This window comes from Sphingobium sp. AS12, assembly GCF_019097845.1.
Lineage (GTDB): Bacteria > Pseudomonadota > Alphaproteobacteria > Sphingomonadales > Sphingomonadaceae > Sphingobium.
In genome coordinates this window covers 14112-29857 of sequence record NZ_JAHRGM010000024.1, presented here as the reverse complement: position 1 = coordinate 29857, position 15746 = coordinate 14112, and the positions used below count along the sequence as shown (strand labels likewise).

Genomic DNA, 15746 nt, shown 5'->3' with positions numbered 1-15746 from the left:
CCTCACCTTCAGGGGAGGGGATGAAGGTCAGAGCGGCGACCATGGGCTCTCGCCTTCTTCGTCCCCATCGCTTTCAGGCTTCGCATCGTCCAGTGCTTGGCCCACGATCGGCAGGATCGCGTCGAGCAGCGCTTCCACGCCCTCGCCGGTCCCGGCGGAGATGATGAACACATCCTCCACGCCTTCCTCGCGCAGCTGGTCGGCAATATCCTCCATCAGCTCCGGGCCGAGCAGGTCGCCCTTGTTGAGCGCGACGATCTGCGGCTTTTCGTCCAGCCCCTCGCCATAGGCGGACAATTCGTCCTGCACGATGTGGAAGGCCTCGATCGGATCGTCACCGGTCGCGTCGATCAGATGGAGCAGCACGCGGCAGCGTTCGATATGGCCCAAAAACCGGTCGCCAATCCCCACGCCTTCGGCTGCACCCGCGATCAGGCCCGGAATGTCGGCCAGCACGAATTCGCGCTGCTTGTGCAGCACAACGCCCAGCTGCGGCTTGGTGGTGGTAAAGGCATAGGCGCCGACCTTTGCCTTGGTATTGGTGACCTGATTGATCAGCGTCGACTTGCCCGCATTGGGCATCCCGACCAAGCCGACGTCGGCCAGCAGTTTCAGCCGCAGCCACACCCACATTTCCTGGCCCGGCCAGCCCGTGCCATGCTGGCGCGGGGCGCGGTTGGTGCTGGTCTTGTAGGACATGTTGCCCCGCCCGCCATCGCCGCCGCGCAGGAAAGTGACGCGCTGCCCCACCTCGGTGAAGTCGGCCAGCACATCCTGATCCTCATAATCGGGAATGCCGTCCTCATCCTCGCTGCCCTCGATGGGCTTGGGATCGGACAATATCTGGGTGCCGACCGGCACCTTGATGACCAGATCCTTGCCACCCGCGCCATAGCGATTCTTGCCCATGCCCGGCGTGCCGCGCTGCGCCTTGAAATGCTGGGTGTAGCGGAAGTCGATCAGGGTATTGAGACCCTGCACCGCTTCAAAAATGATGTCGCCGCCCTTGCCGCCATTGCCGCCGTCCGGGCCGCCATATTCTTCATATTTTTCGCGCCGGAAACTGACCGCACCGGGGCCACCCCAGCCGGACTTGATAAAGATTTTTGCTTGATCGAGAAAATGCATGGGGCGCCCATAGCGCCTAATGGCGTGAAATGTAACCTCTGTGCGAGGGGATAAGCAACTGGTTGTTGACGGGCCGAACGGAGCGGCCTTTGATCGCGGCATGATGACCGCGCCCGTGCTCCATACCGACCGCCTGATCCTGCGCCCGCACGGCCTTGCGGACTATTCCGCCTGCTGTGCGCTGTGGGGTGATGAGGCGGTGATCCGCCATATCGGCGGATCGCCGCAGGATGCGCAGGCCGTGTGGTTCCGCCTGCTGCGCTATGCGGGCATGTGGTCGCTGCTGGACTATGGCATGTGGGTGATGGAGGATCGCGCGACCGGCGCGGTCATTGGCGAGGCGGGCTTGCTGAGCGCCGCGCGTGGCCTGCCCGAACTGGACGGTGTGCCGGAGGCAGGCTGGGTATTGGGACCGCAGGCCTGGGGCCGGGGGCTGGCGACCGAAGCGATGGCCGCGGTGCTAGGCTGGGCCAACGCCAATCTGGACGGGACCGCGATCCGCTGCATCATCGAGCCGGACAATGGCGCGTCGATCAGGGTGGCGGAAAAGCTGGGCTTTACGGAATTGGGCGATGCGGTGTTGGGGGGCAAGGCGATCCGGGTTTTCGATCGGCCATTTCTCCCCGGCACGGGGAGGGGGACCGGTGCAGCCGGCGGAGGGGGCTAGCCGCCTGACACAAGTCTCGCGTCCAGACCTCACCCCCTCCGTCACGCCTTCGGCGTGCCACCTCCCAGCGAGCGGGGAGGATTACGCCGCCATCGCAGGCAAGGCATCGGCATAGAGATCCATCGCCGGATCGTCCCCACTTCGCGCCACCGCGCCTTCCTCGAAGATCAGGCAGGGTGCGGTGCAGCCGCGGGCCGGGCTGAAGCGTGCTTCGACCCGGCCATTATGGCGAAAGCAGAGCTTGCGCAGGACATTGCCCGACGCGCCATTGTCGGCGAAATGGGCGGCGCGGATGTCGTCCACGCCGTTGGCGCGCGCCATGCGCAGCACCGCCTGCGCGGCTTCGGTCGCGAAACCCAGCCCCCAATAGGGGCGTGCGATCCAGTAGCCCAGTTCATGGCCGCCATCTTCGGCGCGCATGACGCCGCAGCCGCCGACCAGACGCGGCGCGCCATGGGTCCGGGTGAAGGCGAGCAGGCTGGGCTGGCGCACATCCTGCGGTCGGGCCAGAAATTCCTGTGCGTCCGCCAAGCCATAGGGGCTGGGCGCGCGGGTCAGGTTGCGCAGGACCGCCGGGTCACCAATGGTCTGGGCCAGGGCAGGGGCATCCTCCATCCAGCCCGGACGCAGGAGCAGGCGGGGGGTACGGGCGAACATTCTCGTCTCTCCTCTTTGTCTGCGCCGATAGCCGCCAATGATGACGGCTTGACGACGCTGTGGCTTTCTGGACTGGCCCCGCCCGCATGACGCGCGGGAAGGGCTTTAGTTCCAGGGACTTGAGGGAAAGTGGAGGGGAGGCCCGTAGCAACGAAAAAGGGGCGTTCCTTGTGGAAGGAGCGCCCCTTTTTCCCTAGAAAACCGACAGCGCCTGATGGCCCTGTCGGGAGGATCGCCCCTTTGCGGAGGACGACCCGTCATCTTGTCGTCCGTTATTCGGCGGCCTGCGCCACAGCGTCGACCGACACATATTTGCGGCCCTGCTTGCCAGCATGGAATACCACGCGGCCTTCGCCCAGCGCGAACAGCGTGTGGTCCTTGCCCATGCCGACGTTACGGCCGGGATAGACGCGGGTGCCGCGCTGGCGAATGATGATGTTGCCGCCGATCACTTCCTGACCGCCGAACTTCTTGACGCCAAGGCGCTTCGATTCCGAATCACGACCGTTGCGCGACGAACCGCCAGCTTTCTTATGTGCCATTGTCTAAACTCCTAATTCTAGTCGCTAAGCGATCAGGCTTCAGCAGCGGCAGGGGCCGCGTCATCACTCTTGGCAGCGGCCTTCTTGGCCTTCTTCTCTTCGCTGCCGATCGACACGATCCGCAGGATCGTGTGACGCTGACGGTGGCCGTTCTTGCGGCGATAATTGTGGCGGCGGCGCTTCTTGAAAACGATGACCTTCTCGCCCTTCGCCTGCGCGATGATCTCGGCTGCGACGGTCAGACCGGCCACATCCTTCAGGTCGCCGCCTTCACCGGCCAGCAGGACGTCGTCCAGCGTGATCTTGTCACCGGCCTCACCGGCCATTTTCTCGACGACGATCTTGTCTCCGGCGGCGACGCGATATTGCTTGCCGCCTGTGCGCACGATAGCGAACATGGCTTGTCTCTTCTCGTTCAAATCTGCTTTACGCAAATCACCAAAGACATGAAGCCTTAGCCGACCCGCGCGGGAATGTGGCCCGGTAGTGGAATGACTCGGACCTGTCAACCATGATGGGCCGGTTCAGGGGGTGGTTTTCCACCTGCCTTACCCTATCTATAGCAGGATAAAGGGATAGTGGCACGCATGAAGCGCATCGGAGCAGACAGCAAAGGATTTGCGGGCCAACGCCTGCCAGTCATCGCTGCCCTGCGGATGCTGATTGCTATCGTCTTGCTCTCCGCCCTCGCGCCGCTAGGGCCGCCGCTTAGCCTGGTCGCAGGGTCCGCCTTCAATCCCGCGACGAGCGATGTGGTGATAAAGGCGCGCGCGCCGCTCCCTCCGCAGACGGTGCAGACCGCCCGGCTGGACGGCGATGGTCCGTCGGCCTTTCACCTGCTGCTGGCAGTCGCGGCAGCCTCTTTACTCATCCTCTGGCGGTTATGTGCCGTTCCGGCATTTTCTCTTTCAGCAGCGATGGTGCGATCCGGCGTTCACTCCCGTTCCAGGCTCGCGCGCGCACCCCCTGCCTGTTCCTGACGAATCGACTCTGGCCCCAGTGCGCGGGCCTTCGTTCGGAACAAGGATTTGCCTATGCCTCATCACACGCCCTTGATCGGCACGATCGTTGCCGGTCTTGTCGTCGCCTTCATCATGGGGGCGATCGCGCATCGCCTCAAACTCTCGCCACTCGTCGGCTATCTTTTCGCCGGGATCATGGTTGGTCCCTTCACCCCCGGCTTCGTGGCCGATGCCAGCCTCGCCAATGAACTGGCCGAAATCGGCGTCATTCTGTTGATGTTCGGGGTGGGGCTGCATTTCTCGATGAAAGACCTGCTCTCGGTCAAGCATATCGCCATCCCCGGCGCGCTGGTGCAGATCGCGGTCGCGACCGGCCTTGGCATGGCACTGGCGCATGTCATGGGCTGGCCGCTGATGGGGGGCATCGTCTTTGGCCTTGCCTTGTCGGTCGCCAGCACCGTCGTGCTGCTGCGCGCCTTGCAGGGCGCTGATCTGGTCGAAACGAAGCGGGGCCGAATCGCCGTCGGCTGGCTGATCGTCGAGGATCTGGTGATGGTCCTGGCGCTGGTCCTGCTGCCAGCCCTCGCCGCCGTCATCAACGACGCCGATTCCGGGGCGGGGGCGGGCGCACTGATCGCGCCGCTGGTCGGCACACTGCTCAAGGTGGCGGGCTTCGTCGCGCTGATGCTGGTCGTCGGGCGGCGGGTCATTCCCTGGGCGCTGCACTGGGTCGTCCATACCGGATCGCGCGAGCTGTTCCGCCTCGCCGTCCTCGCCATCGCACTGGGCGTCGCGTTCGGCGCGGCCTATGCGTTCGATGTGTCCTTCGCGCTGGGCGCTTTCTTCGCTGGCATGATCCTGGGCGAAACCCCGCTCAGCCGCCGCGCGACTGAAGAGACACTGCCCCTGCGCGATGCTTTCGCGGTGCTGTTCTTCGTGTCGGTCGGCATGTTGTTCAATCCCGCCGTGCTCGTGCAGCAGCCGCTGCCGCTGCTCGCCACCGTCGCGATCATCATCGTGGGCAAATCGATCGCCGCCTATGCCATCGTCCGCCTGTTCGGCAAACCGGGCGACACCGCCATGACCATCGCGGTCAGCCTGGCGCAGATCGGCGAATTTTCCTTCATCCTCGTCACGCTGGGGACAGGCCTTGGCGTGCTGCCTGCCGACGCACGCGACCTGATCCTGGCAGGCGCGATCGTCTCGATCTTCCTCAACCCCATCCTCTTCTCGCTCGCCGTGCGCGGCCGCAAGCAGGAGGAGGTCGATGCCGAAGCCGCCCGCATCGCCGCCGCGCGTCCGGCGATGGGCCATGTCGTGCTGGTCGGCTATGGTCGCGTCGGCAAGCTGATCGCCACCCGCCTGACCCAGCGCGCCGTCCCCTTCGTGGTGATCGAAGGAGACGCGGAGAAGGCCGAGGAGGCGCAAGCCGCCGGACTGTCCGTGGTGCGCGGCAATGCGCTGGAGGACCGCCACCTCATAAAAGCGGGCGTGAAGGAAGCGCATCACCTGCTGATCGCCGTGCCGGAGGGTTTTGAGGGCGGCGCGATCCACGAACATGCGATCCGCCTGAACCCCAAGCTGGCGGTTATCGCCCGCGCGCACAGCGACGCGGAGGTCGATTATCTGGAGAAACTCGGCGTCCCCCATGTGGTGATGGGCGAACGGGAACTGGCGGGCCGTATGCTCAGCCTGTGCGGCGCGAATTAATCCAGCGCACCCAGAAACCGCGCGGCCTGATCCCTGATCGCCGCGCGGTCCTCCTCCGCCATCCTGCCCCAATTGCGGTAGGGCATGGCCAGCCGCACATTGCCGCCCAACAGCTTTTCGTTGCGGGCCAGAAAATCCCAATAAAGCGCGTTGAACGGGCAGGCATCCTCGCCCACACGCTGCTTCACATCATAGTGGCAGGACGCACAATAATCCGACATGCGGTTGATATAGGCGCCGCTCGCCGCATAGGGCTTTGACCCCAGCAGGCCACCGTCGGCAAACTGGCTCATTCCCAGCGTGTTGGGCAACTCGACCCATTCATAGGCGTCGGCATAGACCTCCAGATACCAGACATGCACGGCGTGCGGTTCGATACCCGCCAGCAGCGCGAAATTGCCGGTGATCATCAGCCGCTGGATATGATGGGCATAGGCATGGTCGATCGTCTGGCCGATCGCCTGGGCCATGCAGTGCATGTCCGTGTCACCCGTCCAGTAGAAGCCGGGCAGGGGCCGCGTCGCCCCCAGCGCATTGCGCCGCGCATAGTCCGGCCCTTCATGCCAGTAGATGCCGCGCACATATTCGCGCCAGCCGATGATCTGGCGGATGAAGCCCTCCGCCGCGTTCAGCGGCACCTTGCCCGCCCGATAGCGGGCCTCGACCGCGCGGCAGAGCGCCAGCGGATCGAGCAGCCCGGCGTTGATATAGGGCGACAGGATCGAGTGCCACAGGAACGGCTCGTCCGTCAGCATCGCGTCCTGATAATCGCCAAAGCGCGGCAGCGCCTCGTCCAGAAATCGGCGTTGCTGGCGCAGCGCTTCCTCATGCGTCACCGCAAAATGGAACTGGTCGAGGCTGCCGATATGGTCGGCAAAGCGATCCGCGACCAGCGCCAGCACATCCTGCGAGATGGCGTCGGGCCGGAAGCGGATCGGCTGGGGCATCAGCAAGTCGCGCCGGGGCGGGGGCTTGCGGTTTTCCGCGTCATAATTCCAGTCGCCGCCTTCCGGCTTGCCCGTCTCGGTCATCAACAGCCCGGTCTTGCGCCGCATGTCGCGATAGAAAAACTCCATCCGCAACTGCTTGCGCGCTGCCGCCCAAGTGTCGAACTCCACGTGGGAACAGAGGAAACGGTCATCCTCATGGATCGTGACCGGCAGGCCGAACCGCAATGCCCAGCTGTCGAGCATCGCGCGCACCCGCCATTCGCCCGCCTCGGTCACATGGACGGCGGCGGGCATGTGCCGCTCGATGGCGCGAGCAACCTCGCCAGTGAAGCTGCCGCTATTTGCCGGATCGTCCAGCGCCACATAATCGACGGTCCACCCCAGCGCCCGCAGCCGTTCGGCATGGTGGCGCATGGCGGACAGGATGAAGGCGATCTTTGCCTTATGATGGCGGACATAGGTGGTTTCATCCGCCACCTCCATCATCAGCACGACGCTGCGCGCCTTGTCCGCGTCGCGCAGCGCGGCGATGTCGGGCGTCAGCTGGTCGCCCAGTACCACAATGAGAAAGGGGCCGTCGGTCATGCCCTACAGCAATGACCGACGGCCCCTTTGGCTCCTAGCTGTTCTAAAGTGTGCTGGTTTACTTCAACACCGTTCGTCCTGAGTAGCCATTGAGCGAAGTCGAAATGGCGTATCGAAGGATGCGTACGCGCACAATGCTTCGATACGAGCCTTCGACAAGCTCAGTCTCTACTCAGCACGAACGGATGTGTAAGTATCTTGCAACTTACCCCCGGCTGCGCGGCGGACCCTTGCGTGGACCACCGGCGCCAGCGCCCTTGAACGGACGCGGGCTGTGCGGGGCGGCGCCACCACGCGAGAAATTGCCCGGACCGCCACGGGGCGGGCCGGTGCGATTGGGACGGTCGCCATTGGCGGGACGCAGCTGCTTGCGCTTTTCGCGGGCTTCCTCGCGCGGGGCGCCATCGACCGGATCGAACAGCACGTCCGCGCCCTCGTCACCCGCTTCGCCGGTGCGGCGGACGGCGGCCAGGAATTTGGACGCGATCGCCTTGGGGATTTCGAACATCGTGTCGTTGGTGGTGATGCGTATCGCACCAATGTCTCCGCGCGACACATGACCGCGACGGCAGATCAACGGCAAAATCCAGCGCGGATCTGCATTTTGCGTGCGGCCGATATTCATGCGGAACCACTGGGTATCCTCGAAACCGGGGCGCGGCCCTTCACGGCGGGCGGGGGCATCGCTGCCGTCCAGCAACTCTTCGGGCGCGGGCAGCGCGGCGCGGGCGGACCGCACCAGCATGGCCGCGATTTCCTTGGCGCTCTTGGCTTCCAGCAATTCGCCGCCCAGCGCCCAGTCGGACTCTTCCAGCTCCATCGGCTCCAGCAGGCGCGCGCGCAGACGCTCGGCATCCTGCGCGGCAATCGCTTCCTTGGTGGGGGCGGACGTCCATTCGACGGGAATCTTCGCACCCTTCAGCATCCCTTCCACCCGGCGACGGCGCGGATAGGGGACGATCAGCACGGCGGTGCCCTTCTTGCCCGCACGACCGGTACGGCCCGACCGATGCTGCATGGTTTCCGCATCGCGCGGAATTTCCACATGCACCACCAAAGTCAGCGTCGGCAGGTCGATGCCGCGCGCTGCAACGTCGGTCGCCACGCACACCCGCGCCCGCTTGTCGCGCAGCGCCTGCAACGCATGGTTACGCTCATTCTGGCTATGTTCGCCCGACAGCGCCACGGCGGCAAAGCCCCGTTCGGTCAGACTGGCGTGGAGATGGCGCACATTGTCGCGCGTCGCGCAGAACAGGATCGCCGTCTCCGCCTCATGGAAGCGCAGCAGGTTGACCACGGCATTTTCAATGTCGGCGGGCGCGACGGTCATCGCCTGATAGCTGATGTCGCCATGGCCGCGATCATTGCCGGCGGACTGGATTTGGAACGCATCCTTTTGATAGCGACGGGCCAGTGCCACGATCGGCTTGGGCATGGTCGCCGAAAACAGCAATGTGCGGCGGCCATCGGGGGTGGCGTCGAGTATGCCCTCCAGATCTTCGCGGAACCCCATGTCGAGCATTTCGTCGGCTTCATCCAGCACGGCGGTCCTGAGCGCTGACAGGTCGAGCGCGCCGCGTTCCAGATGGTCGCGCAGACGGCCCGGCGTGCCGACGACGATATGCGCGCCCTGCGCCAGTGCCTTGCGTTCCCGCGCCGCGTCCATGCCGCCAACGCAGGTGGCGATGCGCGCGCGCGCCCCGGCATAGAGCCATTCCAGTTCGCGGCTGACCTGCAACGCCAGTTCGCGCGTCGGTGCGATCACCAGCGCCAATGGCCACGCTGGAGGCGGCAGGCGGCCTTCCTCGTTCAGCAATTCGCTGGCCATGGCCAAGCCAAAGGCGACGGTCTTGCCCGATCCGGTCTTGGCCGACACGATCATGTCGCGGCCAATCGCTTCAGGCTCGATGACGGACGCCTGCACTTCGGTCAGGCTTTCATAGCCCTTGGTCGTGAGCGCCTGCGCGAGGATAGGGGGTAGAGTTTCAAATGCCATATTATTGTATTCCATCGGATAATAGCGACCCGCCATATGCCGACGGATACCAAAAGACCTGTTCCTTCCGCCCGATCGATCGGACGCCCGGAGTGCAAGGTCGCACACTCCGGTTCCAGGTTGGAAACCAACCTCCGTTCAAGCTCAGCCTGAACGGTTGAGGGGAACGACCTGTTTGCCGTTCCCTAAAACAGGAAAGCCTCCTTCCCCATTTCGCGAGGAAGGAGGCTTGCCTGATTGTCTATAGCGCAAAAATCAGATTGCGGCGACTTCCGCCACATCGACCTTCACGCCCGGACCCATCGAAGAGGACAGGGCGATCTTGCGCACATATTTGCCCTTCGAGCCGGTCGGCTTGGCCTTGACGATCGCATCGACAAAGGCGTCGAAATTCTTGCGCAGATCTTCGGCGGTGAAGCTCGACTTGCCCAGGCCCGCATGGATGATACCGGCCTTTTCGACGCGGAATTCGATCTGGCCACCCTTGGCGGCCTTCACGGCTTCGGCGACGTTCGGGGTCACGGTGCCAAGCTTGGGGTTCGGCATCAGGCCCTTGGGACCAAGCACCTTACCCAGACGACCGACCAGGCCCATCATGTCCGGCGTAGCGATGACGCGCTGGAAATCGATGTTACCGGCCTGGATCGATTCCAGCAGGTCCTCGGCACCCACAATGTCGGCACCGGCGTCGAGCGCCTGCTGCGCCTTGTCGTTGCGGGCGAACACGGCGACGCGAACGTCCTTGCCGGTGCCTGCGGGCAGGGTGACGACGCCACGGACCATCTGGTCGGCGTGACGGGGATCGACGCCCAAGTTGATCGCGATTTCGACGCTCTCGTCGAACTTGGCGGTCGCATGGGTCTTGATCAGGCCCAGCGCTTCGTCAACGCCGTGCAGCTTGTCCTTGTTGATCGCGGCGGCCAGAGCCTTCGCCTTCTTGGTCTGCTTTGCCATGGTCTTAGCCCTCCACCACGTCGAGGCCCATCGCGCGAGCGGAGCCTTCGATGATCTTCGTTGCTGCGTCGATGTCGTTCGCGTTCAGGTCAACCATCTTGGCCTGCGCGATTTCGGTCAGCTGGGTGCGGGTGATCTTGCCAGCGACGATCTTGCCCGGTTCCTTGGAACCCGACTTCAGGTTGATCGCCTTCTTGATCAGGAAGGTGGCAGGCGGCTGCTTCATCGTGAAGGTGAAGCTGCGGTCCGCATAGACGGTGATGATCGTCGGCAGGGGCGTGCCCTTTTCGACATTGGCCGTCTGCGCGTTGAACGCCTTGCAGAATTCCATGATGTTCACGCCGCGCTGACCCAGTGCTGGGCCGATCGGCGGGGCAGGCTTGGCATCTCCAGCGGGCACCTGGAGCTTGATATAGCCCGTAATCTTCTTGGCCATGATGACTCACTCTGTTGCTGGGCGTGCCCGAAAGCGCGCCCGGTTCAAGTTTAGCGGTGCAAACGAAGGCAAAGCCTCCTCCCGCGCTTATTCCCGGTTGCCCGGAAATTCTGTTTGCCCCGTCATGCCGGACTTGATCCGGCACCCAGGGCGAAATCATGCGACGTCACGCCCAGACGCCCTGGATCCCGGCCTTCGCCGGGACACGAGCTTTCCTTATTTGGAAAGCTCTACCTGCTCGAAATCCAGTTCCACAGGCGTCGCGCGACCGAAGATCGACACCGACACCTTGACCCGGTTCTTTTCGAAATCCAGTTCCTCGACCGTGCCGTTGAAGCTGGCGAAAGGACCGTCCAAAACCTTGACCGCATCGCCGATTTCGTAATCGACGCTGACCTTGTGCTTGGGGGCGGCTTCGGCTTCCTTGCGGGCGCCGAAATAACGCGCGGCTTCCGATTCGCTGATCGGCTGCGGCTTGCCCATCGACCCCAGGAAACCCGTCACCTTGGGCGTGTTCTTGATCAGGTGATAGATGTCGTCGTTCATCGCGAGCTTGGCCAGGACATAGCCGGGCATGAACTTGCGCTCGACCTGCACCTTCTTGCCGCGCTTTACCTCGGTCACGGTTTCGACAGGCACTTCGACCTGCTCGACCAGCTGCGTCAGGCCCATGCGCTCCGCTTCGGACAGGATCGATTCCTTGACCTTGTTCTCGAAGCCCGAATAGGCGTGGATGATGTACCAGCGCGCCATGTTACCGTTTCAAACTCCCAAAAACCAACGCAGTCACGTTCACGCCTGACCCGCCGCAAGGCCCAGCAGCCACTGGACGATCGCACCGAAGAAGGTGTCGATGCCAAAGAAGAAGAGGCCCAGCAGCGTCGTCATGATGACAACCATCACGCCGGTCATGACCGTTTCGCGACCCGTGGGCCACACGATCTTCGACGCTTCGGTTTTCACCTGATTGACGAATTCGCCGGGGGAAACCTTCGCCATCGCCTGCCTCAAACCCTTTGCACAAACACCAAAACGCGAAGCAATAGTCCGCCCTCCCGATCCCGCCCATATCGGCGTCCGGGGGATGCGGCCGCATGGCTTCGCGACACAATTTCGACGGCGCGTCTAGCGGCAAACCTCATGGAAAACAAGGATGCTGCTGGAACGCTTGGCAGGAGTGGAGGGACTCGAACCCACGGCATTCGGTTTTGGAGACCGACGCTCTACCAACTGAGCTACACTCCTGTGCCAGCGAAGGAGGGCGCTTTAGCGTGGCCTGCCGGGCAGGGCAAGCGCGATTATGCAGCTTTTTCTTGGGGGTCGGCAATGGTCGTTTCGGCACTGGTCTGCCGCTCCCCCTCCGCATTGATCTGCGCCCCCAGCAGCACGACATAGGCCGACACGAACAGCCATAGTTGCAGCACGACGACTGCGCCCAGCGACCCATATGTCTCGTTATAATTGCCAAATGTCGCGACATAGAAGGACACGCCCAGCGTCACGACCAGCCAGAACAGGGTGGCCGTGACCGACCCGACCGTCAGCCATTGCCATTGCGCCTGCCGCCGGTGCGGCCCGAAGCGGTAGATCAGGCCGAAGATGACGCTGGCCAGCAGTCCCGCACTAATCCACGTCACCGCCTTGATCGCGAACAGCACGCCCGGTCCCCAACTGACCAGCAGCTTTTGCAGCAGGCCAATGACCGTCGCGGTAAACACCCCCGCCACCATCACGAGCACGGCGGAGAAAGTGATGCCCATCGACACGCGGGTAAAAGCGATGATCCCGCGCCCTTCCTTCTGCCCATAGACGATATTGAGCGCCTCCATGATCGCCGACGCCGCCCTCGTCGCGCCATAGACCGCAATGCCGAGCGCCGCCGCCAGACCAAAGCCGATCGCGGGCTTGGCGGTGCTGACGACCCCCAGCAACTGGTCGTTGATCAGCTTGGCCGCATCGGTCGGCACAACCGCGATGATCGCCTGCATATGCCGCCCGACCATCGCCGGATCGCCAAACAGCCCATAGGTCAGCACCACAGCCGCCATCATCGGCGCGATCGACAGAAAGGCATAATAAGCAACGCCCGCCGCCAGCAATCCCACATGATTGGCCGACAGCGCGCCATAGACCCGCTTCAAAATCTCCCACCAGGCCCGCGGCGGTATCTTCCATGGCGCATCGACATGCACTTGCTGCGCGACTGGCTGGTTCATTGGTGTCCCCTGTTGCTCATCCGGGCAAGCGCATGAAGGGGGAGGGCGGTTCCAATCATCCCCAAGCTGGCCTGGGAAGGGGACCACGCGAAGCGTGGTGCAGGGGTTGGGGCGCAAGGCGCTCCTTACAAAAACACCCCGCCCTTCATGATCCGCCGGGCGCGGCCCTGTACTGGCACGCGGTCGAACGGCGTATTGCCCGCCGCCGCCGCCATCTTCGCGCTGTCCACGATCCACGGCGCGTCGGGATCGACGAAGATCAGGTCCGCCGCGCTGCCGGGCGCAAAGCTGCCCGCATTGACGCCCAAAATCCGCGCCGGATTGGCGCTCAGCAGCGTCATCAGCCGGTTGAGCGACACTTGCCCCTCCCGCACCAGATTGAGCGAGAGCGCCAGCAGCGTCTCCGCCCCCGCCATACCGGGCGAGGCGTCGGCGAAGGGCAGGCGCTTGTCCTCGGCCCCGCGTGGATCATGGCTGGAGGTGATCACATCGACCGTCCCGTCCGCCACCGCCGCGATACTCGCTTTGCGGTCATCCTCCGACCGGAGCGGGGGCGACAGACGCGCAAAGGTGCGAAAATCGGTCACCGCATTGTCGGCCAGGAACAAATAGGCCGGGCTGATCCCGCAGCTGACCCGCAACCCTTCGGCCTTCGCCGCGCGAATAAGGTTGAAGCCCGCCTTGGTCGTCACCAGCCGGAAATGGATCGCTGCGCCCGCCTGCCGCGCCAGCATGATGTCGCGCGCAATCGCCATCGCTTCGGCGCAGGCGGGCGCATGGGGCAGGCCCAGCCGCGTCGCTGTCTCACCCGATGTCGCCACCGCCTTGCCCGCCAGCCCGCCATCCTCGGCATGGGCGATCACCGTCAGCCCCAGCCCGGACGCATAGGACAGCACCCGCAGCATCACGCCCGAATCCGCGATCCACTGCCGCCCGGTGCCGACCGCCTTCGCGCCCGCCGCCTGCATCATGCCGATCTCGGCCAGCTCCGTGCCTTTGAGGCCGCGCGTCGCCGCCGCAATCGGATGGACCCAGAAATCGGGCTTCCCCGCCCGCGTCGCCTGCCGAATGAGCGCCGCATCGTCCAGCAGCGACGACTGATCGGGCATCAGCGCCGCGCGGGTGATCCCGCCAAAATGAAAGGCCGGCTTGTCCGTGGCGAATACGCCCAGGTCGATCAGGCCGGGAGCCACCACCAGCCCCTGCGCGTCGATCCTCTCCGCGTCGGCAGGCACGGCAATATCCCCGGCCGCGACGATCCGGTCGCCCTCGATCAGGATGGAGCCGGAGACCGGCGCATCCCCCGCCGGATCGGCCAACCGACCGTTGATGATGGCGAAGGTGGTCATTGAACTACCTCAATTCCGTTCGCCCTGAGCCTGTCGAAGGGCCGTACTTTCTTCTGGGGAGGCGCGAAAGAAGAGCAGGGCTTCGACAGGCTCAGCCCGAACGGGTTTGGGTTTATCATCAACGCCACCCCTCCACACCGCGCGCGCCCCGCGTCAGCACGTCCAGGCACGCCATGCGGATCGCCACGCCCATCTCCACCTGCTCGGTGATCGCGGAGCGCGTCGGATGGTCCGCCACCACGCTCGAAATCTCCACCCCCCGGTTCATCGGCCCCGGATGCATCACCAGCGCATCGGGCTTGGCCAGCGCCAGCCGCTCCGGCGTCAGCCCATAGAGCATATGATATTCGCGCGCAGACGGGATGAACGCCCCGTCCATCCGTTCATTCTGGAGCCGCAGCATCATCACCACGTCCGCGCCGTCCAGCCCCTGCGCCATGCTGGTAAAGGGCGTCGCGCCCAGCATCTCGACCTCCGGCGGCATCAAGGTGGGCGGCGCCACCGCGCGCACCTGCGCGCCCAGCGCGGCCAGGCACAGCATGTTGGAGCGCGCAACCCGGCTGTGCAGCACATCGCCGCAGATCGCGACGATCAGCCCCTCGAAACTGCCCTTGCGCCGCCGGATCGTCAGCGCGTCCAGCAGCGCTTGCGTCGGATGCTGATGCCAGCCATCGCCCGCGTTCAAGACCGGGCAGTCCACCTTGTCCGCGATCAGCGCGACCGCGCCGGAACTGGCATGACGGATGACGATGACATCGGCGGCCATGGCGTTCAGCGTCATCGCCGTGTCGATCAGCGTCTCGCCCTTCTTCACGCTCGACTGGCCCGCGTGCATGTTCACCACGTCCGCGCCCAGCCGCTTGCCCGCAATCTCGAACGACAGCAATGTCCGCGTGCTATTCTCGAAAAAGGCGTTGATCTGGGTCATCCCCGCCAGCCGGTCATCATGCTTGCGCGCGCCGCTGCGGTTCGCCCGCGCCCAATGCTCCGCCTCATCCAGCAGAAAACGGATTTCCCAGGGCATCAGGTCCGCAATGGACAGCAAATGCCTGTGCGGAAACAGCGCCCGACCAGTCAGGTCAGACGAAGCGGGCGCGGCGGTCGTTTCGGGCATGGGATGCGCTTTAGGCGAGGGGAGGGGCGAGGGCAAGGCGGAGATGCGGGCGTGCATACCAACATCCGTTCGTCCTGAGCTTGTCGAAGGACCGTTCTTCTGTTCTTCTGCCCCCATGCCCTTCTGGACCTACATGCTGCACTGCGCGGGAGGCGCTTTCTATGTCGGCCATACCGATAATCTGGAACAGCGGATCGGTCAGCATGAACAGGGGATCATAGCCGGCTTCACCAGTGACAAGCTGCCGATCAAGCTGGTCTGGTGCGAATGTTTCACCCAACGGATTGAGGCGCTGGAAATGGAGCGCCGTTTGAAAGGCTGGAGCAGGGCCAAGAAAATGGCGCTGATCCGGCGAGACTGGGACAAGATCAGCGCGTTGGCGCGAAACAGGAAGGACGACCCTTCGACAGGCTCAGGGCGAACGGAGGAGGGATTGCCTCTCAACCGTTCGGGCTGAGCCTGTCGAAGCCTTGCCCTTTC

Annotated in this window: 17 protein-coding genes and 1 tRNA gene; 4 read left to right on the top strand and 14 right to left on the bottom strand. The window is 64.1% G+C overall.

What is annotated here, in order from left to right; genetic code table 11:
* Positions 1-27: 27 nt before the first annotated feature.
* Positions 28-1128 (bottom strand): GTPase ObgE, encoded by a 1101-nt coding sequence (obgE, locus tag KRZ98_RS09000; protein ID WP_217673233.1) that lies wholly within the window; start codon positions 1126-1128, stop codon positions 28-30.
* A 100-nt stretch (positions 1129-1228) separates the two neighbouring features.
* Between obgE and KRZ98_RS08995 the strand changes: the two genes are divergently transcribed.
* Positions 1229-1795: a GNAT family N-acetyltransferase gene (locus KRZ98_RS08995; protein WP_217673232.1), complete on the top strand. Its 567-nt coding sequence runs from the start codon at positions 1229-1231 to the stop codon at positions 1793-1795.
* 81 nt (positions 1796-1876) lie between these two features.
* On the opposite strand, the gene KRZ98_RS08990 is transcribed toward KRZ98_RS08995, so the two are convergent.
* From KRZ98_RS08990 to rplU, 3 genes are all read right to left on the bottom strand, one after another.
* A complete protein-coding gene (locus KRZ98_RS08990) occupies positions 1877-2452 on the bottom strand; it encodes a GNAT family N-acetyltransferase (protein ID WP_217673231.1) in 576 nt (191 codons plus the stop codon).
* 272 nt (positions 2453-2724) lie between these two features.
* Positions 2725-2994 (bottom strand): 50S ribosomal protein L27, encoded by a 270-nt coding sequence (rpmA, locus tag KRZ98_RS08985; RefSeq protein WP_017183119.1) that lies wholly within the window; start codon positions 2992-2994, stop codon positions 2725-2727.
* Between the two features lie 32 nt (positions 2995-3026).
* A complete protein-coding gene (rplU, locus tag KRZ98_RS08980; protein WP_217673230.1) occupies positions 3027-3392 on the bottom strand; it encodes a 50S ribosomal protein L21 in 366 nt (121 codons plus the stop codon).
* Positions 3393-3581: 189 nt separating this feature from the next.
* On the opposite strand from rplU, the gene KRZ98_RS08975 reads away from it, so the two are divergent.
* Complete coding sequence (locus KRZ98_RS08975) at positions 3582-3974, top strand: hypothetical protein (protein ID WP_217673229.1); 393 nt, start codon at positions 3582-3584, stop codon at positions 3972-3974.
* 54 nt (positions 3975-4028) lie between these two features.
* Entirely contained in the window at positions 4029-5666 is a 1638-nt protein-coding gene (gene ybaL, locus KRZ98_RS08970) for a YbaL family putative K(+) efflux transporter (RefSeq protein ID WP_217673228.1), read from the top strand.
* Here ybaL and KRZ98_RS08965 read toward each other — a convergent pair.
* The 10 genes from KRZ98_RS08965 to KRZ98_RS08920 form a co-directional block, all read right to left on the bottom strand.
* Positions 5663-7201, bottom strand: coding sequence for a cryptochrome/photolyase family protein (locus tag KRZ98_RS08965; protein WP_217673227.1), 1539 nt, complete (start codon positions 7199-7201; stop codon positions 5663-5665). The genes ybaL and KRZ98_RS08965 overlap by 4 nt on opposite strands.
* A gap of 205 nt (positions 7202-7406) precedes the next feature.
* Positions 7407-9197 carry a DEAD/DEAH box helicase gene (locus KRZ98_RS08960; RefSeq protein ID WP_217673226.1) on the bottom strand — a complete coding sequence of 597 codons (1791 nt, stop codon included), beginning with the start codon at positions 9195-9197 and terminating at the stop codon, positions 7407-7409.
* 255 nt (positions 9198-9452) lie between these two features.
* The gene (gene rplA, locus KRZ98_RS08955; protein WP_217673225.1) at positions 9453-10151 is read right to left on the bottom strand and encodes a 50S ribosomal protein L1; all 699 of its coding nucleotides are present in this window, start codon (positions 10149-10151) and stop codon (positions 9453-9455) included.
* A 4-nt stretch (positions 10152-10155) separates the two neighbouring features.
* Positions 10156-10587: a 50S ribosomal protein L11 gene (gene rplK / locus KRZ98_RS08950; RefSeq protein ID WP_119749317.1), complete on the bottom strand. Its 432-nt coding sequence runs from the start codon at positions 10585-10587 to the stop codon at positions 10156-10158.
* 216 nt (positions 10588-10803) lie between these two features.
* Positions 10804-11340, bottom strand: coding sequence for a transcription termination/antitermination protein NusG (gene nusG, locus KRZ98_RS08945; protein WP_006968004.1), 537 nt, complete (start codon positions 11338-11340; stop codon positions 10804-10806).
* Positions 11341-11379: 39 nt separating this feature from the next.
* A complete protein-coding gene (secE, locus tag KRZ98_RS08940; RefSeq protein ID WP_066857860.1) occupies positions 11380-11586 on the bottom strand; it encodes a preprotein translocase subunit SecE in 207 nt (68 codons plus the stop codon).
* 170 nt (positions 11587-11756) lie between these two features.
* Positions 11757-11832, bottom strand: a tRNA-Trp gene (locus KRZ98_RS08935).
* 53 nt (positions 11833-11885) lie between these two features.
* The gene (locus KRZ98_RS08930; RefSeq protein WP_217673224.1) at positions 11886-12803 is read right to left on the bottom strand and encodes a YihY/virulence factor BrkB family protein; all 918 of its coding nucleotides are present in this window, start codon (positions 12801-12803) and stop codon (positions 11886-11888) included.
* A gap of 125 nt (positions 12804-12928) precedes the next feature.
* Positions 12929-14152 carry a dihydroorotase family protein gene (locus tag KRZ98_RS08925; RefSeq protein ID WP_217673223.1) on the bottom strand — a complete coding sequence of 408 codons (1224 nt, stop codon included), beginning with the start codon at positions 14150-14152 and terminating at the stop codon, positions 12929-12931.
* Between the two features lie 118 nt (positions 14153-14270).
* Positions 14271-15266 (bottom strand): aspartate carbamoyltransferase catalytic subunit, encoded by a 996-nt coding sequence (locus KRZ98_RS08920; protein ID WP_217673222.1) that lies wholly within the window; start codon positions 15264-15266, stop codon positions 14271-14273.
* A 115-nt stretch (positions 15267-15381) separates the two neighbouring features.
* Between KRZ98_RS08920 and KRZ98_RS08915 the strand changes: the two genes are divergently transcribed.
* Positions 15382-15723, top strand: a complete 342-nt coding sequence (locus KRZ98_RS08915; RefSeq protein ID WP_217673221.1) for a GIY-YIG nuclease family protein — start codon at positions 15382-15384, stop codon at positions 15721-15723.
* Positions 15724-15746: the final 23 nt, after the last annotated feature.

Excerpts from the sequence above, each read along its gene's own strand:
- secE (WP_066857860.1), bottom strand. The coding sequence starts at position 11,586 with ATGGCGAAGGTTTCCCCCGGCGAATTCGTCAATCAGGTGAAAACCGAA.
- rpmA (WP_017183119.1), bottom strand. The coding sequence starts at position 2,994 with ATGGCACATAAGAAAGCTGGCGGTTCGTCGCGCAACGGTCGTGATTCG.
- KRZ98_RS08995 (WP_217673232.1), top strand. The coding sequence starts at position 1,229 with ATGATGACCGCGCCCGTGCTCCATACCGACCGCCTGATCCTGCGCCCG.
- KRZ98_RS08920 (WP_217673222.1), bottom strand. The coding sequence starts at position 15,266 with ATGCCCGAAACGACCGCCGCGCCCGCTTCGTCTGACCTGACTGGTCGG.
- KRZ98_RS08960 (WP_217673226.1), bottom strand. The coding sequence starts at position 9,197 with ATGGCATTTGAAACTCTACCCCCTATCCTCGCGCAGGCGCTCACGACC.
- KRZ98_RS08975 (WP_217673229.1), top strand. The coding sequence starts at position 3,582 with ATGAAGCGCATCGGAGCAGACAGCAAAGGATTTGCGGGCCAACGCCTG.
- KRZ98_RS08965 (WP_217673227.1), bottom strand. The coding sequence starts at position 7,201 with ATGACCGACGGCCCCTTTCTCATTGTGGTACTGGGCGACCAGCTGACG.
- nusG (WP_006968004.1), bottom strand. The coding sequence starts at position 11,340 with ATGGCGCGCTGGTACATCATCCACGCCTATTCGGGCTTCGAGAACAAG.
- KRZ98_RS08915 (WP_217673221.1), top strand. The coding sequence starts at position 15,382 with ATGCCCTTCTGGACCTACATGCTGCACTGCGCGGGAGGCGCTTTCTAT.
- KRZ98_RS08990 (WP_217673231.1), bottom strand. The coding sequence starts at position 2,452 with ATGTTCGCCCGTACCCCCCGCCTGCTCCTGCGTCCGGGCTGGATGGAG.
- rplK (WP_119749317.1), bottom strand. The coding sequence starts at position 10,587 with ATGGCCAAGAAGATTACGGGCTATATCAAGCTCCAGGTGCCCGCTGGA.
- KRZ98_RS08925 (WP_217673223.1), bottom strand. The coding sequence starts at position 14,152 with ATGACCACCTTCGCCATCATCAACGGTCGGTTGGCCGATCCGGCGGGG.
- ybaL (WP_217673228.1), top strand. The coding sequence starts at position 4,029 with ATGCCTCATCACACGCCCTTGATCGGCACGATCGTTGCCGGTCTTGTC.
- KRZ98_RS08930 (WP_217673224.1), bottom strand. The coding sequence starts at position 12,803 with ATGAACCAGCCAGTCGCGCAGCAAGTGCATGTCGATGCGCCATGGAAG.
- rplA (WP_217673225.1), bottom strand. The coding sequence starts at position 10,151 with ATGGCAAAGCAGACCAAGAAGGCGAAGGCTCTGGCCGCCGCGATCAAC.
- rplU (WP_217673230.1), bottom strand. The coding sequence starts at position 3,392 with ATGTTCGCTATCGTGCGCACAGGCGGCAAGCAATATCGCGTCGCCGCC.
- obgE (WP_217673233.1), bottom strand. The coding sequence starts at position 1,128 with ATGCATTTTCTCGATCAAGCAAAAATCTTTATCAAGTCCGGCTGGGGT.